Origin of the sequence: Streptomyces virginiae, assembly GCF_041432505.1 — a bacterium.
Taxonomy (GTDB): Bacteria; Actinomycetota; Actinomycetes; order Streptomycetales; family Streptomycetaceae; genus Streptomyces; species Streptomyces virginiae_A.
On record NZ_CP107871.1, the window covers coordinates 5561309 to 5586140 of the forward strand.

General features: G+C 72.5%; 22 protein-coding genes. 12 read left to right on the forward strand and 10 right to left on the reverse strand.

Annotated features, from left to right (window positions below; translation table 11 throughout):
* Positions 1-54 precede the first annotated feature (54 nt).
* Positions 55-1056: an SMP-30/gluconolactonase/LRE family protein gene (locus tag OG624_RS26070; protein WP_033218459.1), complete on the reverse strand. Its 1002-nt coding sequence runs from the start codon at positions 1054-1056 to the stop codon at positions 55-57.
* 79 nt (positions 1057-1135) lie between these two features.
* Here OG624_RS26070 and OG624_RS26075 point away from each other — a divergent pair, with 79 nt between their 5' ends.
* The 4 genes from OG624_RS26075 (at position 1136) to OG624_RS26090 (ending at position 5028) form a co-directional block, all read left to right on the forward strand.
* Positions 1136-1573, forward strand: coding sequence for a MarR family winged helix-turn-helix transcriptional regulator (locus tag OG624_RS26075; RefSeq protein ID WP_202505955.1), 438 nt, complete (start codon positions 1136-1138; stop codon positions 1571-1573).
* Positions 1574-1907: 334 nt separating this feature from the next.
* Entirely contained in the window at positions 1908-2981 is a 1074-nt protein-coding gene (locus OG624_RS26080) for an alpha/beta hydrolase (protein ID WP_051763126.1), read from the forward strand.
* A gap of 176 nt (positions 2982-3157) precedes the next feature.
* Positions 3158-4240 (forward strand): alpha/beta hydrolase, encoded by a 1083-nt coding sequence (locus OG624_RS26085; RefSeq protein WP_033218461.1) that lies wholly within the window; start codon positions 3158-3160, stop codon positions 4238-4240.
* Positions 4237-5028 carry a trypsin-like serine peptidase gene (locus OG624_RS26090; protein WP_033218463.1) on the forward strand — a complete coding sequence of 264 codons (792 nt, stop codon included), beginning with the start codon at positions 4237-4239 and terminating at the stop codon, positions 5026-5028. The genes OG624_RS26085 and OG624_RS26090 overlap by 4 nt, the downstream gene beginning before the upstream one ends.
* 34 nt (positions 5029-5062) lie before the next feature.
* Here the strand turns inward: OG624_RS26090 and OG624_RS26095 are convergent, their stop codons facing one another.
* The 3 genes from OG624_RS26095 to OG624_RS26105 all read right to left on the reverse strand — a co-directional run bounded on the left by OG624_RS26095 (position 5063) and on the right by OG624_RS26105 (position 8071).
* Positions 5063-6007, reverse strand: a complete 945-nt coding sequence (locus OG624_RS26095; protein WP_051763092.1) for an EamA family transporter — start codon at positions 6005-6007, stop codon at positions 5063-5065.
* Between the two features lie 44 nt (positions 6008-6051).
* Complete coding sequence (locus OG624_RS26100) at positions 6052-6870, reverse strand: isocitrate lyase/PEP mutase family protein (RefSeq protein WP_033218465.1); 819 nt, start codon at positions 6868-6870, stop codon at positions 6052-6054.
* A 106-nt stretch (positions 6871-6976) separates the two neighbouring features.
* Positions 6977-8071, reverse strand: a complete 1095-nt coding sequence (locus tag OG624_RS26105; RefSeq protein WP_033218467.1) for a pyridoxal-phosphate dependent enzyme — start codon at positions 8069-8071, stop codon at positions 6977-6979.
* A 253-nt stretch (positions 8072-8324) separates the two neighbouring features.
* Between OG624_RS26105 and OG624_RS26110 the strand changes: the two genes are divergently transcribed.
* From OG624_RS26110 to OG624_RS26135, 6 genes are all read left to right on the forward strand, one after another.
* The gene (locus OG624_RS26110; RefSeq protein ID WP_033218469.1) at positions 8325-9494 is read left to right on the forward strand and encodes a DUF4190 domain-containing protein; all 1170 of its coding nucleotides are present in this window, start codon (positions 8325-8327) and stop codon (positions 9492-9494) included.
* Between the two features lie 136 nt (positions 9495-9630).
* Positions 9631-10383 (forward strand): GntR family transcriptional regulator, encoded by a 753-nt coding sequence (locus tag OG624_RS26115; RefSeq protein ID WP_033218471.1) that lies wholly within the window; start codon positions 9631-9633, stop codon positions 10381-10383.
* Positions 10384-10857: 474 nt separating this feature from the next.
* Positions 10858-11043, forward strand: coding sequence for an SPOR domain-containing protein (locus tag OG624_RS26120; RefSeq protein WP_030012541.1), 186 nt, complete (start codon positions 10858-10860; stop codon positions 11041-11043).
* Positions 11044-11082: 39 nt separating this feature from the next.
* The gene (locus OG624_RS26125) at positions 11083-11493 is read left to right on the forward strand and encodes a (deoxy)nucleoside triphosphate pyrophosphohydrolase (RefSeq protein ID WP_033218473.1); all 411 of its coding nucleotides are present in this window, start codon (positions 11083-11085) and stop codon (positions 11491-11493) included.
* 154 nt (positions 11494-11647) lie between these two features.
* Positions 11648-12076, forward strand: a complete 429-nt coding sequence (locus OG624_RS26130) for an ATP-binding protein (RefSeq protein ID WP_033218475.1) — start codon at positions 11648-11650, stop codon at positions 12074-12076.
* Positions 12077-12284: 208 nt separating this feature from the next.
* Positions 12285-14894 carry a SpoIIE family protein phosphatase gene (locus OG624_RS26135; RefSeq protein WP_208869330.1) on the forward strand — a complete coding sequence of 870 codons (2610 nt, stop codon included), beginning with the start codon at positions 12285-12287 and terminating at the stop codon, positions 14892-14894.
* A gap of 93 nt (positions 14895-14987) precedes the next feature.
* On the opposite strand, the gene OG624_RS26140 is transcribed toward OG624_RS26135, so the two are convergent.
* Both OG624_RS26140 and OG624_RS26145 read right to left on the reverse strand, forming a co-directional pair.
* Positions 14988-15707, reverse strand: coding sequence for a PspA/IM30 family protein (locus OG624_RS26140; RefSeq protein WP_033218477.1), 720 nt, complete (start codon positions 15705-15707; stop codon positions 14988-14990).
* Between the two features lie 38 nt (positions 15708-15745).
* Entirely contained in the window at positions 15746-17839 is a 2094-nt protein-coding gene (locus OG624_RS26145; RefSeq protein ID WP_033218478.1) for a TPM domain-containing protein, read from the reverse strand.
* Positions 17840-17956: 117 nt separating this feature from the next.
* Between OG624_RS26145 and OG624_RS26150 the strand changes: the two genes are divergently transcribed.
* A complete protein-coding gene (locus OG624_RS26150; protein WP_033218483.1) occupies positions 17957-18196 on the forward strand; it encodes a hypothetical protein in 240 nt (79 codons plus the stop codon).
* An 87-nt stretch (positions 18197-18283) separates the two neighbouring features.
* Here OG624_RS26150 and OG624_RS26155 read toward each other — a convergent pair whose 3' ends face one another.
* The 4 genes from OG624_RS26155 to OG624_RS26170 all read right to left on the reverse strand — a co-directional run bounded on the left by OG624_RS26155 (position 18284) and on the right by OG624_RS26170 (position 22129).
* Complete coding sequence (locus OG624_RS26155) at positions 18284-19063, reverse strand: succinate dehydrogenase/fumarate reductase iron-sulfur subunit (RefSeq protein WP_033218485.1); 780 nt, start codon at positions 19061-19063, stop codon at positions 18284-18286.
* On the reverse strand, positions 19060-20976 hold the full coding sequence (locus OG624_RS26160; protein ID WP_033218486.1) for a fumarate reductase/succinate dehydrogenase flavoprotein subunit: 1917 nt from the start codon (positions 20974-20976) through the stop codon (positions 19060-19062). Before OG624_RS26160 ends, OG624_RS26155 begins: the two co-directional genes overlap by 4 nt.
* A 1-nt stretch (position 20977) precedes the next feature.
* A complete protein-coding gene (locus OG624_RS26165; RefSeq protein WP_033218488.1) occupies positions 20978-21802 on the reverse strand; it encodes a hypothetical protein in 825 nt (274 codons plus the stop codon).
* 102 nt (positions 21803-21904) lie between these two features.
* Positions 21905-22129, reverse strand: coding sequence for a hypothetical protein (locus OG624_RS26170; protein ID WP_030385851.1), 225 nt, complete (start codon positions 22127-22129; stop codon positions 21905-21907).
* 345 nt (positions 22130-22474) lie between these two features.
* Between OG624_RS26170 and OG624_RS26175 the strand changes: the two genes are divergently transcribed.
* Positions 22475-24790, forward strand: a complete 2316-nt coding sequence (locus OG624_RS26175) for an ABC transporter family substrate-binding protein (protein ID WP_033218490.1) — start codon at positions 22475-22477, stop codon at positions 24788-24790.
* Positions 24791-24832 lie beyond the last annotated feature (42 nt).

Below are 24832 nucleotides of genomic sequence, written 5' to 3' on the forward strand. Positions count from 1 at the left end.
CAGGTACGGACACGGCTGTCCGGGCCGGCGCCGCTCACGCCGTACCGGAACGGATCACAGGCCGCGGACCGCGGCGACCGTGAAGGTGGTCGGGGTCCCCGAACCGGGGGACATGGGGCCGCCCTTGTCGAACTGCGAGCGGACCACCAGCGTGCGCCCCGGGGTGTGCACGAGGGTCGTCGGGATCTGCAGGGACGGGTCCGTGATCGTCCGGGTCAGGCGGGCCCGGGTGCCGTCCCCGCGGACCTGCCAGCGCGTCAGCGTGTTGGTGGTGTTGTGCGCCACGCGCAGGGTGCCGTCGGGGGAGAGGTCGAGGCCGTCGGCGGCCTTCAGGTCGCCGCCGCCGAGATCCACGCGACGGACGGCGCCGGTGCGCAGGTCGACGCGGTAGAGGTCGCCCGCCGTCATGTCGACGGTGAGGAGGTAGCGGCCCGCCCGGTCGGCGACGATCCCGTTGAGGCTGAAGCTCCCGGCCGGTCGGGGGCGCAGGGCCGGGGAGAGGTCGTAGGCCTCGGTCAGGGTGCCGCTCCCGGCGGCCAACTGCTCGGGGGTGACCCGGTAGATCACCGCGCGGACGCTGTCGGTGAGGTAGGCGGTGCCGTCCGGGGCGAAGGCCAGGTCGTTGACGAAATGCGCGGGGGCTCCGGGCCCCTGGGCCACCTCGAAGTGGGCCAGTCGCGACCCGTCGGCGGTGTCGTACACCGCCACACCCGCGGTGGAGTCGGTGACCCACAGGCGGCCGAGGGCGTCGACGCGCAGGCCGTTCGCCGTGCGGCGGCCGTCGGTGCCGGAGGGCAGGAACACCTCGGCCTCGCCCCGCCCGGGACGGGCCCGGTAGACGGTGCCGTCCGCGTACGAGCCGACGTAGACGGTGCGGGTACGGGGGTCGGCGGCGATGCCCTCCGGGTAGACCTTCCCGCCGGGCAGCGTGAAGGCCGTGGATATCCGGGCGTCGCCCGCCGGAGCGTGCGCCTGTGCGGGGGCCACTGCCAGGGCGAGGGTCAGGGCCGTGACCGTCGACGTCAGAGCTGCGGGCAGGAACGACTTCGTCTTCATGGATGTCCTCTATCGATCAGGTGAAGGCGAATGTATGTGAGAGCTCTAATGCTTGCAAGGGTGGCCGTAGGATGCGGGCATGACCTCCATGGCCCCCGAGGAGCGCATCGGCTCTCACCTCAAGCGTGCTGAGCAGGCGCTTCTCGCGGCGAAGAACGCGGCGTGCAAGCCTGCCGCAGTAACGGTTCCCCAGTACGCCGCCCTGCTCTGGCTGGCCGAGAAGCCGGGCATCTCGGCCGCCGCGCTCGCCCGCCTGTGCGGAGTGACGCCGCCGACCATGAACACCGTGCTGAAGAACCTCCAGGAGCGCGGGCTCATCGAGCGCACCCCGCACGAATGGCACCGCAACGTGCTGGAGACCCGGCTCACGGACGAGGGTCGCGCGGTGATGGAGCTGGCGGACGCGGGCGCGGTGCGGGTGGAGCGGGCGCTCGCCGCCGCGTTCACCGGCGAGGAACGGGAGCTGCTGATCCAGCTGCTCGGGCGGTGCGCGGAGGTGCTCGACGCCCAGCGCTGAGCCGGTCGGCCGGTTCGGGGCGCCCGGCGTGACTTCGCTCGCTCGTGGAACTACGTGACGGTTTCGTACATCAGAACCAGGGGGTGTCCTGTCGGTCGGGCCGGATCGCCTCCAGGGGAAGTACAGCCGTTCTGCCCTCGGGGGGCAGCCATGACCGTTCGGAGCGAAGTCCGTGCACCAGTACCCGCAGCGCCCGCGGCCCGATGAGCAGCCGTCGTACCAGGAGTACCCGCCCCAGGAGCAGTACCAGGGCCACCAGGACTTCCCCGGGGACCCGGGCCCGCCGCAGTACCCCTACCGGCAGCCCGACGGCGAGCGGCCCGCCGCCGCCCGGATACCGGAGCCGAAGCGCTCCCGGCGCCGCATATGGATCGGCGCGGGCGTCGCCCTCGCGTTGCTGCTCGGTGGCGGCGGGTTCGCCGCCTGGAAGCTCGACCGGTTCTCCGGCGACGGTGAGGAGGTGAGCTTCGGTGAGAACACCCCGCCCCCGGCCACCGGCAAGGCGGACCCGAGCGCCCCGGCGACCGCCGCCACCCCCTCCGGTGACCCGGACGTGGCTCTGCCGGCCGGTCCCAGGTCGGGCTTCAAGCAGACCACCAAGCTCGACGACGGCACGATCATCGCCAAGACCCGCCTCGCCGGCGCGAAGTCCGGCTTCGAGGGCGACGTATGGGTGTGGGCGCCCAAGGAGTACGACGACCCGAAGTACGCGAAGAGCGGCTTCCCGGTCCTCATCGCGCTCCCCGGCGGCAACGGCTTCCCGGACAACTACTGGGCCGACCGCAGCCTCGGCCTGCAGAAGGCCGTCAGCGACGGCGTCAAGGCCGGCACCAGCCTGCCGTTCGTCGTGATCATGCCGGTGCTCAACCCGGACGCCAAGTACTACTACGACGGCTCCGACATCCCCGGCCAGGCCAAGATGGGCACGTGGATCGCCGAGGACGTCCCGGACTTCGTCAAGGCCAACTTCCGTACCTACAAGTCCCGTGACGGCTGGGCCTTCATGGGCTCCTCCTCCGGCGCCTTCGTCGGCATGAAGACCGTCCTGCAGCACCCGGACCGGTTCAAGGCCGTGATCGCCAGCGGCGGCGAGATCGTTCCGGACTCCCCGCTGTGGAAGGGCCACCAGGCGGAGATGGACGCGAACAACCCGGAGAAGCTCGCCCAGAAGCTGATCGACACCAAGGGTCCCGAGGTCTACATCAACTTCCAGATCGGCACCAAGGAGAGCGGGAAGGAGCGGATGACGAAGTTCCAGCAGCAGTTCGGCAAGGGACCGGTCAAGACGACCATCCGCGACATCCAGAACGGTGAGCACAACGGCTGGCACTACGTCCGGGGCATGAAGGAAGGCTCCCTGGAGTGGGTCAGCAAGGTCCTGAAGGGGCCGAAGCCCGAAGTCGGCTGACCGGCCCGGCGGCGCGTCCCGGCGGCCCGTCCGCCCGCCCGCGTGGCGCTCGCCACGTCACCCCCGTCCCAGGCAACCCATCCCGTCGTTCATACCTCTGTAAAGGGTGTAAGGGGGACCGATCGGTCCGACCCGCGCCTCTGACCGGGCGCCGGAGAAGGAACGGGACAACAACCGTGCAGCAAGACCAGCAAGGCGACGGCGGCCCTGTGACCGAGGGCCGCCGCCGCCCCCATCGCCTGCGCATGATCCTCATCAGCGGCGGGCTCGCGCTCACCCTCGCCGGGGCCGGAACGGCGGCGTACCGGTACGGCCTCTTCTCGGACATAGGGGATCCGGTCGCCTTCGGCAAGATCCAGGAGAAGGCCGGAGCGGTCGCCGACGTACCGCCCGAGGTGCAGATGCCGACCGGGCCGAAGGCCTCGTTCGTCCGCACCTCCCGGCTGCCGGACGGCACCCAGATCGGCCGCACCACCCTCACCGGCAAGAAGTCGGGCTTCACGGGTGACGTGTGGGTGTGGGTACCCAAGGAGTACGACGACCCGAGGTACGCCAAGAGCGGCTTCCCGGTCCTGATCTCCCTGCCCGGCGGCCGCGGCTACCCCACCAACTACTGGGGTACGGGTCCGGGCCTCGGCCTCCAGCAGGCCGTGAGCGACGGGGCCAAGGCCGGCACCAGCCTGCCCTTCATCCTGATCATGCCGGTGCACAACGCCGACACCAAGCACCACTTCGACGCCTCGGACATCCCCGGCCGGCCCAAGATGGGCACCTGGATGGTCGAAGACATCCCGGATTTCACGAAGGCCAATTTCCGAACCTTCACGTCCCGCGACGGCTGGGCCTTCATGGGCTCCTCCGCGGGCGGGTTCGGTGCCTTCAAGCACGTCCTCAAGCACCCCGACCGGTTCAAGGCGGCCATCGCGAGCGGGGTCGACATCGTCCCCGACTCCCCGCTGTGGCAGGGGAACCAGCAGGCCATGGACGCCGACAACCCGGAGAAGCTCGCCGCGCGGCTGATCGCGGCGGGAGGTCCGGACGTCTACATCAACTTCCAGATCGGCACCAAGGAGAGCGGCCGCGACAAGGCGGAGAAGTTCATGAACGACTTCGGCAAGGGCCCCGTGCACACTTCGCTCCAGGTGATCCAGGATGGTGAGCACAACGGGAAGTCGTACGTGCGCGGTATGAGGGAGGGCTCCCTGGAGTGGATCAGCAAGGTGATGAAGGCACCGACACCCGATCCCGTCGTGCGATGAGCACGGTGGTGAAGGGGGCGTCGGCGGCCGCCGCGGCGGGGATCGTGGCGGTGTTCGCCGTCGCGTTCCTCAAGGTGCCCGGCGAGCGGCCGGTGCTCCCCTTCCCCACCGTCGGAGTACTGATGGCGGGCGGCGAGCACTGGTGCACGGCGAGCGTCGTCGACAGCCCCGAGGGCAACGTCGTCGCCACCGCCGCGCACTGCGTGGCCCCGGCGGGCGAGGACGGGCAACCGGGCGAGGTGGCCCACGACGGCCTGGCCATCGGCGAGCTCTCCTTCGCCCCGGCCTTCTCCGGCGAGGGCGCCGGCACCCAGCCGCTGGGCGTGTGGAAGGTCAAGTCGATCCACGTGGACGACCGCTGGACGAAATGGGGCGAGGACACCGCCGACTTCGCCTTCCTCACCATCGAGCCGGACGAGGACGGGCGCAGCATCCAGGACGCGGTCGGTGGCGGCGCCGAGGCCCCGAAGCCCGAGTGGACCTCGGGGTACGAGCGGGACGTGACCGTCGTCGGCTACCCGGAGTCCGAGCACAACCCGGAGAACAAGCCCGTCTCCTGCACCACCCAGACCCACCACGACGAGGACGACCCCGACATGCTCTACATGAGCTGCGCCGGGTTCTGGACGGGGACCAGCGGCAGCCCCTGGATCGCCGACCGGGGCGGCCCGGACCGGGCCGGGCACCTGATCGGGGTGCTGAGCGGCGGGGACACGGACGTGGACTCCACGGCCGCGCTCTTCGACGAGCACGCCAAAGCCCTGTACGAACAGGCCGCGCGGGGCTGAGCGCGCACCCGCGCCGCCACCGCCTCCCCGTCCGTCACTTCTTCCGCTCGGTGCTGACGATCACGCCCACCGCCACGACGACGATCGCACCGCCGACCACGATCGGCCAGGTCAGCGCCTCGTCGAGGATCAGCGTGCCGAGCGCCACGGCCACCACCGGATTGACGTACGCGTACGTGGACACCAGCGACAGCGGAGCGGCCTGGAGCAGCCACACGTACGCCGTGAAGCCGACGAGCGAGCCGACGACCGTCAGATAGCCCAGAGCCACCCAGGAGGCGGTGGAGAACGCCGCCGGGTCCAGGCCACGGTGCTCGCCGCGCAGCAGGCCGACGACCACGGCGGCGATCCCGCCCGCGAACATCTGGTAGGCGCTGCCCGTGAAGGGGTTGGCCGGCAACGTCAGCCGGGGCGCCGTGAACGAGCCCAGCGACCACAGGACCGAGGCCGCCACGACCAGCAGCACCCCCGACAGCCGCACCGCGCCGCTGAGCCCGGGGCCGGTCAGCACCGCGAGCCCGGCGAGACCCACCAGCACCCCGACCAGGGTGCGCCGCGGCGGCCGGTCCCCGGTGATCGCCCGGAGCACCACCACCCACATCGGCACCGCCGCCACCAACAGCGCGGCGAGGCCCGAGGGCACCGAGGTCTCGGCGAGGACCACACCGCCGTTCCCGCCGAGGATCAGCAGCAGGCCGACCAGGACCGACGAGCCGAGCTGCGCGCGGGTGGCCCGCAGCGCGGCCGTGCCGTACCGGCAGGCGACGACCCCGGCCAGCAGCAGACCGGCGGTGATGAACCGGGCTCCGGCGGAGAGGAAGGGCGGCATGGTCTCGACGACGATCCGGATGCCGAGGTAGGTCGAGCCCCAGACCACGTAGACGAGGGCGAGGGCGGCCCAGACCGCCCCCGAGATCCCGCCGAGCGGGGTGGAGGCGGACCCGGCGGCCTTGCCGTCGACCGGAGTTGAGGTGCTCATGCCCGGATCCTAAGGTCGTTGGCCCATGCACGCTTCCGGATTTCTCAGCCCTTGAGCAGGTCGTTCAGCTCGCCGTAGGGCAGGGAGTGCGCGAGCGCCCCGTAGGTGCCTTCCGAGAGCAGCTCCTCGGTGGCGCGGCGCACCACGGCGTACGCGGCTTCGGCCACCCAGGAGCCGAGGCTGACGCGGGAGACGCCGAGGGCGCCGAAGGCGGCCACGGTCGGGGCGTCCGGGCCGAGCAGGATGTTGAGGGGCGCGTCGATGCCCTTGGCCAGCTCGGCGACGGTGGTCGGGTCGAGGACGCCCGGCACGAAGACGCCGGTGGCTCCGGCCCGCAGGTACGCGGCGGCGCGGGCCAGGGTGTCGTCCAGGCGGGTGGCGTCCTCGCCGAAGCCCCGGAGGTAGGTGTCGACGCGGGCGTTGATGTAGAGCGGGACCCCGGCGGCGTCGGCCGCGGCGCGGGCCGCGGCCAGGCGCTCGACCTGCTCGGCCGGGTCGCGGTGGCCGTCCTCGATGTTGATGCCGACCGCCCCGGCGGCGAGGACCCCGGTGACGGTCTCGCCCACGGCGGCCGGGTCGGCGCCGAAGCCGCCCTCGATGTCGGCGGTGACGGGCACGGAGACGGCGTCGACCACGCGGGCGACGAGGTCGAGGGCCCGGTCCCGGGCGAGCGCGTCGCCGTCGGGGGACCCGAGGGACCAGGCGACGCCGGCGCTGGTGGTGGCGACGGCGGGAGCGCCGGCGGCTTCGACGATGCGGGCGCTTGCCACGTCCCAGGCGTTGGCGAGGGCGAGCGGGGCGGCCGGGGTGTGCAGGGCCGTGAACGCCTTGGCCCGGGCGGCGAGATCAACATGGGTGGTCATGGGGCCAGTTCATCAGACCGGGCGCGTCCGGGCTCGCGGAATTCCGACATGGACGTGGGGCGGTGCGGGGCGCGGACGCCGGCGCGGGGCGCAGGTCGGCCGCCCTCTACTTCCCCGCGCCGCACAGGGGGAGCACGGCGGTGCGGCCCTGCAGGGGATCCCCGGGGGCCGCGGGGCCCACCGCGGCCCAGCAGGCGGCGGCCGTCGCCTCCACGGACAGGCCGCGGCGGGCCAGGTCCTGCTGGGCCTCGCGCAGCCGGTCGTCCGGGACGGTCAGGACGGTGCCGCCGGACTTGCGGACCGCCGCCAGGATCTGGCGGGCGCGCGGCGGCGCCGGGATCGCGATCCCCTCGGCCAGGGTCGGCCGCTGTTCCACCGGAGCGGCCTCCTCGGCGCCCGCCGCGAAGGCCCGCGCCAGCGGGGCCACCGCCTCCGCCTGGACCGCGATCAGGGCCGGCGGCCGGACCCCGCGCCGGGCCAGTTCCTCCACGGCCAGGGCGGCCCCGAGCAGCAGGGTGCCGTTGCCCACGGGGACCACCAGCACCTCCGGGAGCCGGCCGCCCAGCTCCTCCCACACCTCGTACACGTACGTCTTGGTCCCGTGCAGGAAGTACGGGTTGAAGACGTGGCTCGCGTAGAAGACGCCGGGTGCGTCCGCCGCCGCCCGGGCGGCCTGCGCGGCGTCCTCCCGGCCGCCGGGGATCACCCGGACGACGGCGCCGTGGGCCTGCATCCGGGCCGTCTTCTTCTCCGACGTGCCCTCGGGGACGTAGATCTCGCAGTCCAGTCCGGCGCGCGCGCAGTACGCGGCCACCGCCGTACCGGCGTTGCCGCTGCTGTCCGCCACGACCCGCTGCGGCGCGAGCCGCCGGGCGAGCTCCACGAGCATCACCGCGCCCCGGTCCTTGAAGGACAGCGAGGGCATCAGGAAGTCGAGTTTGGCGTGGATCCGCTCCGCCAGCGGGATCAGTGGCGTGTGCCCCTCGGCCAGCGACACGGAGAACGCCCCGGGCAGCGGCAGCACGGACCCGTACCGCCACAGCGAGTTCGGCCCCGCGGCCGGTTCCAGGGCCGCGGTCGGGTCCGGGGTGAAATCGAGGTCCCAGGGTCCGCCACAGACCGGGCACGCCCACGGGGCGGTCCGGACGTCCGCGCGGGTGCCGTCCTCGGAACAGATGTAGCCGGGGAGTGCGTGCGTCATGGGTGGAACACCTTCGCTCGGTCATGGCCGGTGTACGGCACGGATGTTACGCGTCGTCGATCGTCGGAGGGGTTCTGTCACGCACCGGGGCGCGGGAGCGGTGGGCGCCGACCGGGCCGTGCGTGACGGCGGGGGCGACCGATCCGCCGGGGGCCTGAGCTGCGTACTATTTCGCGCATTCGTTCGCGCATTCGTTCGCGCCCGCTGCGGCGCGGCGCCCCGCGATGCCGCCCTGCGATGGAGTCCACCCCCCGTGAGCAACCCGCCGAGTCCTCCTCCCGGACCGGGCCCCTCCGGGCCCCCGCCGCCCCCGCACCTGTGGTGGGCCCCGCCGCCCGGTTACGGACAGCAGCCGCCGGCGCTCAACGGATTCGCACTCGCCTCGCTGCTGTCCGGGCTGCTGTGCTTCCCGCCGCTCGGCATAGCCTTCGGCATCGCGGCCCTCGTACAGATCGCGAAGCGGGGCGACCGGGGCAAGGCCCTGGCGATCGTGGGCCTGGTGGTGTCCGTGCTGATGACCGGCGCGCTGGTGTTCACCGGCCAGCGGCTCCTGAACTCCGTCGACGACCGGTTCGACTCGCTGCGCGAGTACACCGACGTCGAGGGCGAGCTCACGGACCTCGACGACCTGCGGGCGGGCGACTGCTTCAACGTTCCCGGCGGGGACCTGATCGACGAGCGGCCCGTGACGTACCGGATCGACTGCGCGCGGGTGCACCACGGCGAGGTCACCGCCGCCGAGGTGCTGGAGGTGCCGGACGACCCCGAGTCCCGGGCGGCCGACCGCGCGGCCGAGGACACGTGCTGGAAGGCCCAGGACGCGTACGCGATGGACACGTGGGCACTGCCCGAGTACGCGGAGATGTTCTACTACGCGCCCTCCCGCGCGTCCTGGCGCCAGGGCAACCGGGCACTGGTCTGCGTGATCGGTACGACCGAGGAGGAGTGGCGGGGCAGCCTGCGCAAGGACGCCCCGATGCTCAGGCCCGAGCAGGCAGCCTTCCTGCAGGCCGCCAACTCCGTCGAGTTCGTCATGAGCCGGCCTCCCGACAGCGACGTGGAGGACGTGCTGCCGGAGTACCAGGCGTGGGCACGTGAGGTGAACGCGGCGCTGGGCGCCGAGGCGAAGCTCCTCCAGGGGGACGCGGCCCGGCCGGGGACGGAGAAGGCCGTGGCGGCGCAGCTGAAGGAGATCGCGTCGGCGCGCACGCAGTGGCAGCGCGCCTCGCAGGCCAGGACGCCGGAGGATTTCAACCGCGCGTGGCGCGCGGCGGAGCTCGCCATGTCCTTGGAGACGGCACAGGCGCTGCGCGGTGCGTACGGGCTTTCGACGGTGATTCCGCAGTGGCTGCAGGAGATCGAGGACGACCTGGAGGACGGGGACGGTGGATCCGACGGGGGGCCCTCGTCCGAGTCGGTGTGACGACGTCGGGGTGACGCAGGGTGACGGGTTTGAGGACCTGGCTTCATCACTTCGAGTGAAACTCTGGCCCTTGCTTGCGGTCTTCAACCGTCGGTTGCCAGGGTGTAGCTGTCTGTCAACCTGATGGGAGTGGCCAGTGACTTTCGGTGAGCAGCCGGCCTATCTGCGCGTGGCCGGGGATCTGCGACGGAAGATCGTCGACGGTTCTCTGCCCCCGCACGCCCGGCTTCCCTCTCAGGCACGCATCCGCGAGGAGTACGGGGTCTCCGACACCGTGGCCCTGGAGGCGCGCAAGGTCCTCATGGCGGAGGGCCTGGTCGAGGGCCGGTCCGGATCCGGCACGTACGTACGGGAGCAGCCGGTCCCGCGGCGGGTGGCGCGCGCCGGCTACCGCACGGGAGGCGCCTCGACGCCGTTCCGCCAGGAACAGGCCGACGCGGGCGCGCGGGGCACGTGGGAGTCGAGCAGCGAGCAGGCGGCCGCGCCCGCCGAGATCGCGAAGCGGCTCGGCATCGAACCGGGCGAGCGCGTGATGCGGACGCGGTACGTCTTCCGCGACGCGGGGGAGGCGATGATGCTGTCGACCTCCTGGGAGCCACTGTCCGTGACCGGCCGGACCCCCGTGATGCTGCCCGAGGAGGGGCCGTTGGGAGGCTCCGGGGTGGTCGACCGGATGGCCGCGATCGACGTCGTCGTGGACAACGTGGTCGAGGAGGTCGGCGCACGGCCCGGTCTGGCGGAGGAGATCCTGCTCCTCGGCGGGGTGCCGGGGCATGTGGTGCTGGTGATCGGCCGCACCTACTACGCCTCCGGCCGGGCGGTGGAGACCGCCGACGTGGTGGTCCCGGCGGACCGCTACCGCCTGGCGTACCACCTCCCGGTGAGGTAACCGCCCCCCTTCCGCCCCTTCCGCTCGCCTCCGTTCCCTCTGCGCGACATCAACCCCCGGGCGGCGCCCGGGGGTTCACGCGCGCCCGGCCGGACGCCGGTGACCCGGCGGGTTTCGGCGCGATGGTGGTCGCCCGTGCCCTCGCGGCCCCGGGTGTCCTCGGACCGTTCGGTCCGTATGCCGGGATCCCCTTCCCGTGCGCCGCGGCCGGTACCGCTCCGGACGCCCCGCCGCTTACCCCGCGCCACCTGCGCGGATGCCCCTCGCCCGGTGGTGCGGCGATCCCGACCGGGCCGCCTGTGCGCCCCCTTCGGACCGGCGCGCACGGCCCGCTCGTACGCATGGCCGGATGCGTACGCCTCTGAGGTATCTCTTCGTGAAAAACCGTATCCGCTCCGTAAAGGTCGGGCGTAAGCTCGGGCATATGCGCAATGCGGTTTCCCGGACAAGTACGTCGGCGGAGGGTGAAACGCAATGAACGACAGCGGTGCCCTGCTTCCGTGGCTGGTCATACGCGAGGACGACAACGGCAACCGCTACCGGGTGGGTCGGTACGCCACCCGGGCCGAGGCCCAGAAGGTCGCCGACAGCCTCGAGGACCGAGGACACAAGCAGCTCTACTGGGTCGAGCGGATCGGTCAGACCGCCACGATGAACTGAGCGTCGCAGCGCTCCGCGACGCTGACATAGGCTCCGCCCATGACGGTACGAGTGGTCGTGGGCGGAGCCCTTTGTCATGAGGGGCGCCTGCTGGCCGCCCGCCGCAGCGCACCGCCCGAACTCGCCGGACGCTGGGAGCTGCCGGGGGGCAAGGCCGAACCGGGTGAGTCCGTCCCCGACGCGCTGGTGCGCGAACTGCGCGAGGAGCTCGGCGTCGAGGCCGAGCCGCTGGAGCGGATCCCGGGGGAGTGGCCGCTGCGGCCCGGCCTCGTCCTGCACGTGTGGACGGCCCGGCTGCTGTCCGGAGTGCCCGCCCCGTTGGAGGACCACGACGAGCTGCGCTGGCTCGGGCCGGAGGAGCTGGAGTCGGTGGACTGGCTGGACCAGGACCGGCCCGCGGTCGCCGAGGCCGGGCGCCGGTTGCGCCAGGACGGCGGCGGGGGCGCGTGACGCTCCCGGTCTAGGCCGTCTGCGCCACAGTGCGCCGGTGGGTGGGGGATCGAGTGGTACGACGCCCCGAATATCGGGTATGTCGCTATTAATCCCTATCTCGTCCCCCTTTCGTCCCCGACGAACCGGACTGGGGTCACTGCTGGCCCGGGAAGTGATCGGCGTGATCGACACAGACGGTGAGTGCGCCGAGTGGGCTTTCCCCGCCGAGCCCGGTGCCGTCCGTACCGCCCGCCACGCCGTCCGCGGCACTTTGCACGACTGGGGCCTGGAAGCCGTCGGCGATGTGACCGTCCTGCTGGTCAGCGAGCTGGTCACCAATTCCCTGCGGTACGCCTCCGGCCCCATCGGCGTCCGCCTGGAACGGCGCAATCCAGCCGCCGACAGCCCCGCGGCCGGCCCCGCCCTGCTCGTGGAGGTTTCCGATCCGCTTCCGGATCCGCCCCGTGAACGGGTCGCGAACCACGACGACGAGGGGGGCCGTGGCCTGCACCTGGTCGCCGTCACCTCGCAGCGCTGGGGGACCCGGCACGGGAAATCGGGCAAGACTGTGTGGTTCGAGTTGGCTCTTCCTGGTGAGTAACAAGGTGAACGGTGGCGTGTGACCTCTGGGGAACGCATCCCGGCGACAGTCGGGGGAAGATCTTGAGGGAGATCGCGCGACATGGCTCGAAATCATCGAGACCGTGCTGTGATCGTGAACGCCGTGCCGTCCGGGGCCGTGGTGCTGAATACTTCGGTCATGGCCGGTCCGGTTGCGGTGAGCTGGAGGGGACGGTCGCGTGAGCGAGATACCTGCGCAGGCACATCAGACCGACGTGCCGCGAGAGACATGGCACGACGCCCTGTGGCACAGCAGTCCGCCTGGCTCGATATATGACTACATAAAGGTCGCCTCCTTCTCGATCGGACCCGACGGGTTCATCGACCAGTGGAGCCTGCGCGCCGAGGAACTGTTCGGGCTGAGCGCCTCCCAGGCCGTGGGACGCGACCCGGTCGACGCCTTCATGCCGCCCGAGCTGCGTCCCGACGCGCACCGCAAGGTCGCCGAGATCCTCGACGGCAAGGAGTGGACCGGCCTGATCCCCTTCCGGATCCCGGGCGGGAACGGCGCGCACGGCGTGGCCGAGATCTATGTGATGCCCACCCAGACGGAGACCGCCGAACGGGCCGCGCTGTGTGTCGTCGTCGACGTACGCGCGCTGCGCCGGATCGAATCCGACCTGGCGGCCTCACAAGCGATATTCGGCCAATCTCCCTTCGGCTTCCTGCTCTTCGGCACGGACCTCACCGTGCAGCGGGCCAACCGCCGCTTCGCCACCGTCTTCGGAGGCGCCGCCGAAGAGCACCGCGGCCGCACCGTGCACGACTACCTGCCCGCGCACGAGGCCGACCGGATGTCCGAAGCCCTGCGCCGGGTGCTGGACACCGGCGACTCGGTCACCGACCTGCGGATCACCGGGGCCACGCCCGGCAGCCGGGAGAACCGCCACTGGTCCATCAACCTCTACCGCGTCCACGGCGGCAGCGGCCGCCCCATCGGCGTCGCCGGCATCGGCACCGACGTCACCCGCCGCCACCTCGCCGCCCGCGAGGCCGCCGGGGTCCGGCGCAACCTCGCCCTCCTCAACGAGGCCGGGCACCGCATCGGGAACTCCCTCGACCTGGAGACCACCGCCCGCGAACTCCTCGACGTCACCGTCCCCGGCTTCTGCGACCTGGCCGCCGTCGACCTCTACCAGGGGCTCCTGCTCGGCGACGACGACCGGCCCGCCCGACCCCAGGGCCCGGGCGTGCCCAGCCTGCCCGGCCAGGGCCCGGCCCGGACGCCCTCGGCCGCCCTGCGCCGGGTGGCCTTCGCCTCCGCCGTCTCGGACGCCCCGCTGACGGGCGCCGGCGCGCCGGTCTCCGTGGGCGACATCCACCGCTACCCGGCCGCCTCGCCGGGCGCGCTGGCCCTGCGTACGGCACGGACCCGGCTGATCGAGGGCGGCGGACCGGAGGACCTCGTCCAGTCCACGCTGGTCGTGCCGATGGTCGCCCACGACACGGTCGTCGGACTCGCCCAGTTCTCCCGTACCAAGGGCAGCGAACCCTTCGGCGAACGGGACCGGGCGGTGGCCGTGGAACTGGCCGCACGGGCCGCCGTGTGCATCGACAACGCACGGCTCTACCGCCGCGAGCACGAGCGGGCGCTGATCCTGCAGCGCAGTCTGCTGCCCCCCGGCGACCCGGAGGCGGCCGGCCTCGACATCGCCTGCCGGTACCTGCCCGGCAACGCGGCGACCGAGGTCGGCGGCGACTGGTTCGACGTCATCGAGCTGCCCGGGCACCGCACCGCGCTGGTCGTCGGCGACGTCATGGGCCGTGGCCTGCGGGCCGCCGTCGCCATGGGCGAACTGCGCACCGCCGTACGCACGCTCGCGCTGCTGGACCTCGAACCGGCGGAGGTGCTGACCGCGCTCGACGAGATCGCCCGCGGCCTGGGCGCCCCCGGCGGCTCCCAGCAGGCCTCCCGGGCGGCCCTGCACTCGCGGGACGCGGACCGCTCCGAGGTGTACCTCGCCACCTGTGTCTACGCGGTCTACGACCCGGTGACGCGGCGCTGCACCATCGCCAACGCGGGCCACATGCCGCCCGTGCTGGTCGAACCCCCGGACGAGGCGGGCGTCCCGCGGCCCGCACTGCTCCTGGAGGTACCGCCCGGGATGCCGCTGGGCGTGGGCGGCGAACCCTTCGAGGAGGTCGAGGTCGACCTGCCGGAGGGGGCCCTGCTGGCCCTCTACACGGACGGGCTCGTGGAATCCCGCGACCATCCGCTGGAGGAGGGGCTGCGCGGACTGCGCGCGGCTCTCGCGGATCCGGTCCGGCCGCTGGAGGACGTCTGCGACCACGTGCTGAACACCCTCGACACCCGGCACGGCGAGGACGACATCGCCCTGCTCATGGCCCGGGTGCAGGGCCTGCCGGTGGACGCGGTCGGCGACTGGCAACTGCCGCGCGAGGCACGCTCGGTGGGCCGCGCCCGGGAACTGGCCCGGGCCAAGCTCCCGGCCTGGGGCCTGGAGGGCCTGCTCGACACGACCGAACTCCTGGTCAGTGAGCTGGTCACCAACGCCCTGCGGTACGGGGAGGGCGAGATCCGGCTGCGGCTGCTGCTGGACCGCACGCTGGTCTGCGAGGTCTGGGACGCCAACCTGGTCCAGCCCCGCCGCCGCCGCGCCCGCGACACCGACGAGGGCGGCCGCGGCCTCCAACTGGTCGGCCTGCTGTCGGCGGGCTGGGGCACGCGCCGCACCCACCGCGGCAAGACGGTCTGGTTCGAACTCCCGCTGCCCGGAGCGGCGTCGGAGGCCGTCGCCGAACTCTCGGCGGAGCAGCTCCTGAGCATGTACGGCTGAGCACCTCCCGCCCGCCGGGGAGGGGGCCGACAGCACGTGTCGGCCCCTCCCCGGTCGGGCAGGGCGGCCTGCGCGGCCTCGCGACCCGGGAGCCTAGGCGGCCTTGCCGGACTTGAGGGCGGCGAGGCGGGCCTCGATCTCCGACGACGTGCCGAGGTCGTCCAGGGCCTCGAACTGGGCGTCCAGGGAGGACGCCGCCAGTTCCTGCTTGCCGAGCGCCATCGCCTCCTCCCGCCGCACCTTCTCCTCGAAGCGGGCCAGGTCGCTGGTCGGGTCCATGACGTCGATGTTCTTCACCGCGTCCAACATCGTGTTCTGGGCCTGGGCCGTCTTGGCCCGGGCCACCAGCTCGTCGCGCTTGCCCTGCAGCTCCGTCAGCTTGTTCCGCATCGCGTCCAGACCCGACTTGAGCTTGTCGACGACCTCCGTCTGGGCGGCGATCGTCGGCTCCGCCGTCTTCGCCTCCTTCTCCGATCGGAGTTGCCGACCCAGCGCCACCTTCGCCAGGTTGTCGAACCGGTCGGCGTCCGCCGCCGAGCCCGCCGCCCGCAGCTCGTCCGCCTTCCTGCTCGCCGCCAGGGCCTTGCCACCCCACTCGGCGGCCGCGTCCACGTCCTCCGTGTGGTCCGCCTCCAGCATCCGCAGGTTGCCGATCGTCGTCGCGACCGCCTGTTCCGCCTCCGAGATGTTGTTCGTGTAGTCCCGGATCAGCTGGTCCAGCATCTTCTGCGGGTCCTCCGCCTGGTCCAGCAGCGCGTTGATGTTGGCCTTGGCGAGCTGGGTGACGCGGCCGAGGACGGTCTGCTTGCTCATGGTGGGTCTCTCCTGGTCAGGGCCGATGTGTGTGCACTTCAGAAGCGGCCGCCGCCGCCCATGCGGCCGCGGGTTCCGCCGCCCCCGAAGGAGCCGGGACCGCTACCGCCCCCGCCGCCGAAACCCCCGCCGCCGCCCCCGCCCCCGAAGCCGCCGCCGAAGCCCCCACCGCCCCGGCCGCCCCGCAGGATCTCGCCGAGGATGATTCCGCCCAGTACGGCACCGCCCTGGCCGCCGCCGTGCCGCCGGCCCGCGTACGGGTCCTGGTACGCGCGGACGTCCTGCTCCGCCAGCTGCTGTGCCTCCCGCGCCAGCGCGTCCGCGCGCTGGGCCTCCGCGAGCGCTCCCGCCGGGTCGGCCTCGGTCAGGGACACCGCCCGTTCCAGGTGCCGGCCCGCCTCCGCCAGCCGGGTCCGGGCCTGGCTGCCCACCGCACCCCGGGTGGTCGTGATGTAGTCCGTCGCCGCGCCGATCGCGCTGCGCGCCGCGAGCATGGCCTGGTCGAGCAGGGCCACCGCCCGCTGCCGTCCCGACTCCCGCTCCCGCGCCCCGGCCAGGGCCTCGTCGAGGGCCGCGTCGGCCTCCTCGATCCGGCGCAGGGCGTCGATCGGGTCGTACCGGCCGGCCGCCTCCTCCCGCCGTACGTCGGCCAGTACGGCCTCGGCCCGGCCGATCCGTCCGCGCAGGTCCGCCGTCGAGGTGCCCTCCGCCGTTCCGGTGAGCAGCCCGCGTGCGTCCGCGAGGTCGGTGTCCGTCTCGGTCAGCGCGCCCGGCAGCTTCCCGGCCGCCTCCGCCAGCTCCTGCGCCCGTCGCTCGACCGCGTCCACCAGGGTCGCCGCCTGGTCCACCGCGCCCTCGGCGGCGCGTACGTGCACGGCACCCGGGCCCTTCTCGCCCGCGTCGAGGGCCGCGTGGGCCAGGCCCAGGTGGGTCGCCGCGAACAGCAGCCGGTCCTTGGCATGTTCGGCGTTGGAGGCGACGGGCGCGGACGCCGAGTCCGCGTACCGCCGGGTCAGCGCGGTCAGGGTCGCCTCGGCGGTGCTCGCGCGCCCCGTCAGCTCCAGATACTCCTGCTCCACGCTCGCCAACGCCTGCGGGGCGTTCTTCTCCAGGTCCCGCAGCCGGTCGAAGTCCGCCGACTCGGCGTCCAGCCGCCGGTTCGCCTCGGTGCACCGGGCGACGATCTCGTCGAGCATCCGACGCCGGGTCGCGTCGTCCTCCGGGTAGGCGTCGTCGAGCTGCTGACGCAGCCGGAAGGCGTGCGTCAGCTCGTTCTTGGCGTACTCCACGGCCACGACGAAGGGGCGGGCCGCCTCCTCGCCGAACTGGGCCGAGGCGAAACCGAGTTCCTCGGTGCTCGTGCGGACCGCGTCGTCGGTCTCCACCAGCAGGGCCTTGGCCCTGGAGTCCAGCTCCGGGAGCGGGAGCCGGTCCGGCGCCCCTTCGGGCCAGCCCGGTCCGGTCGTCGTACCGCGCCCGCCACCGGCGGCGTCCTTGCGCTTGCGGCGGGTGTACGTGTACGCCGCGAGCGCCCCGGCGGCGCCGACGGCGACCACCGGGAGCACGAAGTCCCCGGCCCCGCTCTCGCCGTCCGCCTTGCCGCCGGGATGCGCCGGTCCGGGGGTGATGGTGGGCGCGGGGATCGGCTGACCGCCGAGGACGGCGTTGTAGCCGTTGGCCGCGCCGATGGCGGCGCCCGCCCAGTCGTTCTGCCTCAGGGCGGGCTCGATGGCGGTCCGCGCGACGTCGGCCAGCTGCTGTTCGGTGAAACCGGAGTCGACATCGGCCGAATAGGCGTACTGGCGGGCCCCGGTCGCCACGGCCAGCAGGACGTCGTTCTGGCCGAGGCCGTTGCGCTGGGCGGTGGCATCGGCCCAGCTCTGGGGGGAGCGCCCGGAGAAGTCCCGTACGTAGGCGACGAAGAGCTGGATCCTCCGGTCGGCGTACAGCTTGTCGAGCGCCGCGGTGACGGACCCCTGCCGGTCGCCCAGCGCTCCCACGCGGTCGGTGATCTGCCCCTGCTGGGACAGGGTGACGGGATCCTCGGCCCACGCGGGCGCCGCCCCGGCCGCGCCCCAGCCGCCGACCGCGAGCAGCCCGGCCGCCAGGGCGAGCCCGGCCCGTACGGACATCCTGCGGCGCGGCCTGCTTCTCGGCGGAATCACAATTGGGAGGGTATGGGGGCTTTCGCGGCCCCGCATTCGGAGTCATCGTCCGTGACCGGCCCGCCGACGGCTCGTTGGCAGCCCATGAAGAAGATCGTTTCCGCCGCCGCGCTCACCGTGGCCGCGCTCGCCCTCGCCACGCCCGCCCACGCCGACAACGACAGCAATTTCGGTGGCGGGGTGAACGCGGCCAACAACTGGAACTTCACGGCGGCCGCCGTCTGCCTCCAGGAGGTGGCCGTGGTCCCGGTCCTCGGCGACTGGGTGGGAGACCACGCGAACAACTGCTCCAACGGCAACGTCATCGACCACTCCGGACGCTGACCCCGCCGGCCCGGCCACCCGCGGCCCCCGGCGACACGATCGCCGGGGGGCGCGGACGGCAGGACGGCGCGATCCGAAAGGGGCGACCTAGCGGGAGTCGGTCGACCGGCGTCCGATCTTGTTCCCCAGCCAGACCAGGGGGTCGTACTTGCGGTCCACCGCCCGCTCCTTCAGCGGGATCAGCGCGTTGTCGGTGATCTTGATGCCCTCCGGGCAGACCTCCGTACAGCACTTGGTGATGTTGCAGTAGCCGAGCCCGTGCTCCTCCTGCGCGGTGCGCTTGCGGTCCAGGCCCGCCTCCGCCGCCGCGTCCAGCGGGTGCATGTCCAGTTCCGCCACCCGCATCAGGAACCGCGGACCGGCGAAGGCACCCTTGTTCTCCTCGTGGTCGCGCACCACATGGCAGGTGTCCTGGCACAGGAAGCACTCGATGCACTTGCGGAACTCCTGCGAGCGCTCCACGTCGATCTGCTGCATCCGGTACTCGCCCGGGGCCACCCCCTCCGGCGGAACGAAGGCCGGCACCTCCCGCGCCTTGGCGTAGTTGAAGGACACGTCCGTCACCAGGTCGCGGACGACCGGAAAGGCGCGCAGCGGGGTGACCGTGATCGTCTCGGACCGCTCGAAGGTCGACATGCGCGTCATGCACATCAGCCGCGGCCGGCCGTTGACCTCCGCACTGCACGAGCCGCACTTGCCGGCCTTGCAGTTCCAGCGCACCGCCAGGTCCGAGGCCTGGGTGGCCTGGAGCCGGTGGACGATGTCCAGGACCACCTCCCCGTCGTGCACCTCGACGGTGAAGTCCCGTAGTTCCCCGCCCTCCGCGTCGCCCCGCCAGATCCGGAAGCTCGCGTCGTACGTGCTCATCCGTACAGCTCCTCTTCGGCGAGGTACTTGGCCAGCTCTTCCTTCTCGAAGAGCGCGAGCAGGTCGGGGCGGATCGGCTCCGTGCGGGTGCGGACCAGGGCGATCCGATCGCCCGCCGGGTCCGTCGGCGCCGGGTCCACCGGCCGGCACAGCAGGTTCACCGGGCGCCAGGCGCGCTCCATCGACGGGCAGTCCTCGCGGGTGTGCCCGCCCCGGCTCTCGGTGCGCTCCAGGGCCGCTCGGGCCACGCACTCGCTGACCAGCAGCATGTTCCGCAGGTCCAGCGCGAGGTGCCAGCCCGGGTTGAACTGCCGGTGCCCCTCCACGCCGGCCCGGGAGGCCCGTACGCGCAGGGTCGCGAGCTTCTCCAGGGCCTCGGCCATCTCGCCCTCGCGCCGGATGATCCCGACCAGGTCGTTCATGGTCGTCTGCAGCTCCTGGTGGAGCGTGTACGGGTTCTCCGCGCCCTCGGCGGCATGGAAGGGGGCCAGCGCCTCCGTCGCCGCCGCGTCGATCTCCGCCTGGGCGACGCTCGGGCGCGGCGCCGACGTGGCGTACCCGGCCGCGTGCAGTCCCGCCCGCCGCCCGAAGACCAGCAGGTCCGAGAGCGAGTTCCCGCCGAGCCGGTTCGAGCCGTGCATCCCGCCCGCGACCTCCCCGGCCGCGAACAGCCCCGGCACCCCGACGGTGGCGGCGGACTCCGAGTCGACCGCGATCCCGCCCATCACGTAGTGGCAGGTCGGGCCCACCTCCATCGGCTCCGCCGTGATGTCCACGTCCGCCAGCTCCTTGAACTGGTGGTACATCGACGGGAGCCGCCGCTTGATCCGCTCGGCCGGCATCCGGGTGGACACGTCGAGGAAGACCCCGCCGTGCGGTGAGCCGCGGCCCGCCTTCACCTCGGAGTTGATCGCCCGCGCCACCTCGTCGCGCGGCAGCAGCTCGGGCGGTCGCCGGTTGTTGTCCGGGTCCTCGTACCAGCGGTCGCCCTCCGCCTCCGACTCGGCGTACTTCTCCTTGAAGACGTCGGGGACGTAGTCGAACATGAACCGCTTGCCCTCGGAGTTGCGCAGCACCCCGCCGTCACCCCGTACGGACTCGGTGACGAGGATGCCCTTGACCGACGGCGGCCAGACCATGCCGGTCGGGTGGAACTGCACGAACTCCATGTTGAGCAGGGGCGCGCCCGCGAGCAGGGCCAGCGCGTGGCCGTCGCCCGTGTACTCCCAGGAGTTGGAGGTGGTCTTGAAGGACTTGCCGATCCCGCCCGTGGCGAGGACGACCGCCGGGGCCTCCAGCACGAAGAAGCGGCCGGTCTCGCGCTCGTAGCAGAAGGTCCCCGAGACCCTCGCTCCGTCCGTCGGACCGCCGCGGTCCTTCAACACCCGGGTGACCGTGCACTCCTGGAAGACCTTGAGCCGGGCCTCGTGGTCCCCGTACTCCTTGAAGTCCTCCTGCTGGAGCTGGACGATCTTCTGCTGGAGGGTGCGGATCAGCTCCAGGCCGGTGCGGTCGCCGACGTGCGCGAGGCGCGGATACTCGTGCCCGCCGAAGTTGCGCTGGGAGATCTTCCCGTCGGGCGTGCGGTCGAAGAGCGCGCCCCAGGTCTCCAGCTCCCAGACCCGGTCCGGGGCCTCCTTCGCGTGGAGCTCCGCCATCCGCCACTGGTTGAGGAACTTGCCCCCGCGCATGGTGTCGCGGAAGTGCACCTGCCAGTTGTCGCCCTCGTTGACGTTGCCCATGGAGGCGGCGATCCCGCCCTCCGCCATCACCGTATGGGCCTTGCCGAACAGGGACTTGCAGATCACGGCCGTACGGGCGCCGCGCTCGCGGGCCTCGATCGCGGCGCGCAGTCCGGCGCCGCCCGCGCCGACCACGACCACGTCCCACTGCTGCCGTTCCACTTGAGCCATGTCAGAAGAACCTCGGATCGGTGAAGGCGCCGCTCGCCAGCAGGTACACGTAGAAGTCGCACAGGGCCACGCTGATCAGGGAGGCCCACGCCAGCTGCATGTGGCGGGCGTTGAGCCGGCTGACCCAACCCCAGAGCCGGTAGCGCACCGGGTGCTTGGAGAAGTGCTTGAGCCGGCCGCCCATGATGTGCCGACAGGAGTGGCAGGACAGGGTGTAGGCCCAGATCAGGGTGATGTTGACCAGGAACAGCAGGGTTCCGAGGCCCATGTGGCCCCAGGCGTAGTCCTCGTCGCGGAAGGTCAGCACCGTGTCGTAGGTGAGGATGCCCGCGACCGGGACCGCCGCGTAGAAGAAGTACCGGTGCGCGTTCTGCAGGATCAGCGGGAAACGGGTCTCGCCGGTGTACCTCGTGTGCGGTTCGGCGACGGCGCAGGCGGGCGGTGAGGCCCAGAACCCCCGGTAGTAGGCCTTGCGGTAGTAGTAGCAGGTCAGCCGGAAGCCGAGCGGGAAGATCAGGATCAGCAGGGCGGGGGAGAGGCCCCACCAACTGCCGAAGATCTCCCAGTTGGGTCCGCCCTTCATCGGGACGCAGTTCTCCGCGAGACACGGGGAGTAGAAGGGGGAGACGTACGGGGCCGCGTAGTAGTCGGCGTTCGCGAAGGCCCGCCAGGTCGAGTAGACGATGAAGGCGAACAGCCCGGCCGCGGTGCCGGCGGGGGCCAGCCACCACCGGTCGGTCCGCAGGTGCCGGGCCGCGATCGCGGCCCGTGAGGCGTCGTGGACGCCGCCGGGCCGCTGCTGGGGTCGTTCCGTGCCTGTGGCCAAAGAAGACTCCGGGTGGAGTGATGAGGGGTGCCCCGTCCGGCCCGACCGTGGACGGCCGGGCCGGACGGGGCGTGGGTGGATGCGGGTCCGTGACGGGCTGCCTCAGGGGGCGCGGCGGTCGCGGGCGCCCAGGCCCTCGTCGTCGGAGTCCGTCCACAGGGAGCTGTCGTAGGGGGTGTCCGGGACCGTCACCATCCGGGACGGGTCCGGACCGGCCGCCGTCGTCGACGGCTTCTGCCGCGCGGCCTGCTGTTCCAGCCGCTCGACCTTGCGCGTCAGCTCGTCCAGGTTGCGCCGTACGGCACTCAGATCATCTTGCAGGGACATGATTTGCCCTCACTTCCGCCAGGTGCGGTGGCAACGCTCATGTGCGCCTGCGAGTGTCGCGCTTCCCGTCCCCCGTGTGAAGGGACGTGCAGCGATTGCGGGCGCGCAGGCGTGAATCGTGCGCCCCTCCCTGACCCCCATTCTCATCCCTCTCCCGGGGGAACGCCTCTCGCCGCGCAAGCGGGATTGGTCCGCACGGGTGGGGTTCGCGGCGTGGCGAGAGGCGGGTGCGAGGGGTGCGGCGGAGCGTCTATTTCAGTGGGTTCCGGCAACCGGTGTGATCAGCTCCATATACCGCCGAACGTGATCATGCTTCCCCCACGCCCCGCCCCGGAGGTACCACCCATGTCCCAGAGAAGGCGCAGGTCCTTGGCGCTCCTGACCTCGGGAGTCCTCGCACTGCCGCTGCTCACGGGCTGCGGCGCGGGTGACGACGAGGGCGGTCAGGCCGCCGCAGGACAGGACATCGCGACGACCACCCGCGACAAGATCGCGGACGGGGGTGTGCTGCGCTGGGCGGTGGACGCCCTCCCGGACACCCTCAACACCTTCCAGGCCGACGCGGACGCCACCACCAACAGGATCGCCGGCGCCGTGCTGCCCCAGCTCTTCGTGCTGGACGCCAAGGGCCGGCCGGTGGTCAACCCGGACTACCTGGAGAAGGCCGAGGTCATCGAGCGGGAGCCGAAGCAGGTCGTCCAGTACAAGCTGAACCAGAAGGCGGTGTGGAGCGACGGGCGCGAGATCGGCGCCGCCGACTTCGTGGCGCAGTGGCGGGCCCTGAACGGCAAGGACTCCGCGTACTGGACGGCGCGCAACGCCGGCTACGACCGCATCGAGAAGATCGAGAAGGGCAAGACCGACCTGGAGGTCAGGGTCACCTTCAACAAGCCGTACGCCGACTGGCGCTCGCTCTTCACCCCGCTCTACCCCAAGCAGGTCACCGGCACCCCGGACGCCTTCAACGAGGGCGCCCGCGGCGCACTGAAGATCACCGCCGGGCCCTTCGGGCTGGGCGCGATCGACAAGAAGACCGGTACCGCCGCCCTGACCCGCAACGCGCGCTGGTGGGGCCGCCCGGCCAAGCTGGACACGCTGGTCCTGACGGCGGTGCCGCGGGCCGAGCGCCCGGCGGCGCTGGCCGCCGGCCGGCTCGATCTGGCGGAGATCGACCGGGCCGGGGCCGACCGGATCGCACTGGCCCGCCGCGACGCGGCCGGCAAGAACGGCCCGGGCGCCGGCGGCGCGCCGGCCCACGGCCCCGGAGCCGCGCTGACCCCGGCGGACGCCACCCTGTCGTGGGCGACCGCCTTCGGGGCGGACGAGGAGAAGGCCGCGGCGGAGACGGAGAGCCGCCAGAAGCACCTCGACTCGGTCAAGCGGTACGCCGAGGAGCAGACGGCCCTGAAGGCCTTCACCGTGCGCAAGTCCCTGGAGCCGGCCTACACCCAGCTCGCCATGAACGGGGCCTCCGGCCCGCTGGCGGACGAGCGGGTGCGCCGGGCGGTGGCCCGGGCCCTGGACCGCCGGGCGCTGGCCGAGGTCGTCCTGAAGCCGCTCGGCCTGCCCGCGAAGCCGGTCGGCAGCCACCTCGCCCTGTCCGGGCAGCGGGCGTACGCCGACAACAGCGACGCGCTCGGCGGCCAGGACACCCAGGCGGCCCAGGCCCTGCTCGCGGACGCGGGCTGGCGCAAGGGCGGCAAGATCACCGAGCCGGCGGGCGCCAAGGCCGGCCCGGAGAGCGAGCAGCAGGACGACTCGAAGACCCCCTCGGGCCCGGGCACCGGCAACGACGGGCTCTACATCGTGGGCCAGGACGACGGGGCCAACGGCGACCCGCGCTCGGCGACCGAGGATCGGGCCGGCAGCGACACCGCCCCGGAGGGCACCCAGGACGGGCCGTCCCCGGTGCTCGCCCCCGCCCCCTTCGGCGCCCAGCAGGAGGCGTCCCTGCTCGCGCAGGCGGCCCAGGTCGCCCGGGCCGCCCGGGCGGAGAGCACCGACGACGCCAAGGGCGTCCCGGCCCGCGACGAGGCCGACCCCGCCAAGGCCTCCCCGGCCCCGGCACCGGCCAAGCAGCCCGTCCGCACCTCCGGCGGCATGCTCGCCAAGGACGGCAAGGCGCTCTCGCTGCGCTTCGTCCTCCCGGCGGGCCCCGGCTCGGAGTCCCTGCGCACGGTCGGCGAGCGGATCGCCGGGATGCTCCGCAAGGTCGGCGTGAACACCGAGACGATCAAGGTGGCCGACGACAGCTTCTTCAAGGACCACATCGCCTCCGGGCAGTACGACCTGGCCCTGTACTCCTGGCCCGCGACGGCCTACCCGGCCACCGACGCCCGACCCATCTTCGCCAAGCCGGAGCCGGCCGCGGACGGCTCGCTCCTCGTCGAACAGAACTACACACGGGTGGGCACCGACCACATCGACCAGCTCTTCGACCAGGCGGTCGCCGAGCTGGACGAGGAGCAGTCCCGCGAGCTCATGCGCAAGGCCGACGCCAGGATCTGGGCCGCGGCCGGGTCCATCCCCCTCTTCCAGCGCCCCGAGCTGGTGGCGGTCAAGCCGAGCCTGGCCAACGCGGGCGCCTTCGGCCTCGGCGCCCCCCGCTACCAGGACATCGGCTGGAAGAAGGCACCCACCGCCAAGGACAAGAAGAAGTAGCGGGGGAGAAGAAGTGATGACAAAGGGGTGCCTGTCCGGTTG

What these genes read in the sequence shown, in the direction of transcription:
- OG624_RS26070 (WP_033218459.1), bottom strand. Translation starts at nt 1,056, where the DNA reads ATGAAGACGAAGTCGTTCCTGCCCGCAGCTCTGACGTCGACGGTCACG.
- OG624_RS26075 (WP_202505955.1), top strand. Translation starts at nt 1,136, where the DNA reads ATGACCTCCATGGCCCCCGAGGAGCGCATCGGCTCTCACCTCAAGCGT.
- OG624_RS26090 (WP_033218463.1), top strand. Translation starts at nt 4,237, where the DNA reads ATGAGCACGGTGGTGAAGGGGGCGTCGGCGGCCGCCGCGGCGGGGATC.
- OG624_RS26095 (WP_051763092.1), bottom strand. Translation starts at nt 6,007, where the DNA reads ATGAGCACCTCAACTCCGGTCGACGGCAAGGCCGCCGGGTCCGCCTCC.
- OG624_RS26100 (WP_033218465.1), bottom strand. Translation starts at nt 6,870, where the DNA reads ATGACCACCCATGTTGATCTCGCCGCCCGGGCCAAGGCGTTCACGGCC.
- OG624_RS26105 (WP_033218467.1), bottom strand. Translation starts at nt 8,071, where the DNA reads ATGACGCACGCACTCCCCGGCTACATCTGTTCCGAGGACGGCACCCGC.
- OG624_RS26120 (WP_030012541.1), top strand. Translation starts at nt 10,858, where the DNA reads ATGAACGACAGCGGTGCCCTGCTTCCGTGGCTGGTCATACGCGAGGAC.
- OG624_RS26125 (WP_033218473.1), top strand. Translation starts at nt 11,083, where the DNA reads ATGACGGTACGAGTGGTCGTGGGCGGAGCCCTTTGTCATGAGGGGCGC.
- OG624_RS26140 (WP_033218477.1), bottom strand. Translation starts at nt 15,707, where the DNA reads ATGAGCAAGCAGACCGTCCTCGGCCGCGTCACCCAGCTCGCCAAGGCC.
- OG624_RS26145 (WP_033218478.1), bottom strand. Translation starts at nt 17,839, where the DNA reads ATGTCCGTACGGGCCGGGCTCGCCCTGGCGGCCGGGCTGCTCGCGGTC.
- OG624_RS26150 (WP_033218483.1), top strand. Translation starts at nt 17,957, where the DNA reads ATGAAGAAGATCGTTTCCGCCGCCGCGCTCACCGTGGCCGCGCTCGCC.
- OG624_RS26155 (WP_033218485.1), bottom strand. Translation starts at nt 19,063, where the DNA reads ATGAGCACGTACGACGCGAGCTTCCGGATCTGGCGGGGCGACGCGGAG.
- OG624_RS26160 (WP_033218486.1), bottom strand. Translation starts at nt 20,976, where the DNA reads ATGGCTCAAGTGGAACGGCAGCAGTGGGACGTGGTCGTGGTCGGCGCG.
- OG624_RS26170 (WP_030385851.1), bottom strand. Translation starts at nt 22,129, where the DNA reads ATGTCCCTGCAAGATGATCTGAGTGCCGTACGGCGCAACCTGGACGAG.
- OG624_RS26175 (WP_033218490.1), top strand. Translation starts at nt 22,475, where the DNA reads ATGTCCCAGAGAAGGCGCAGGTCCTTGGCGCTCCTGACCTCGGGAGTC.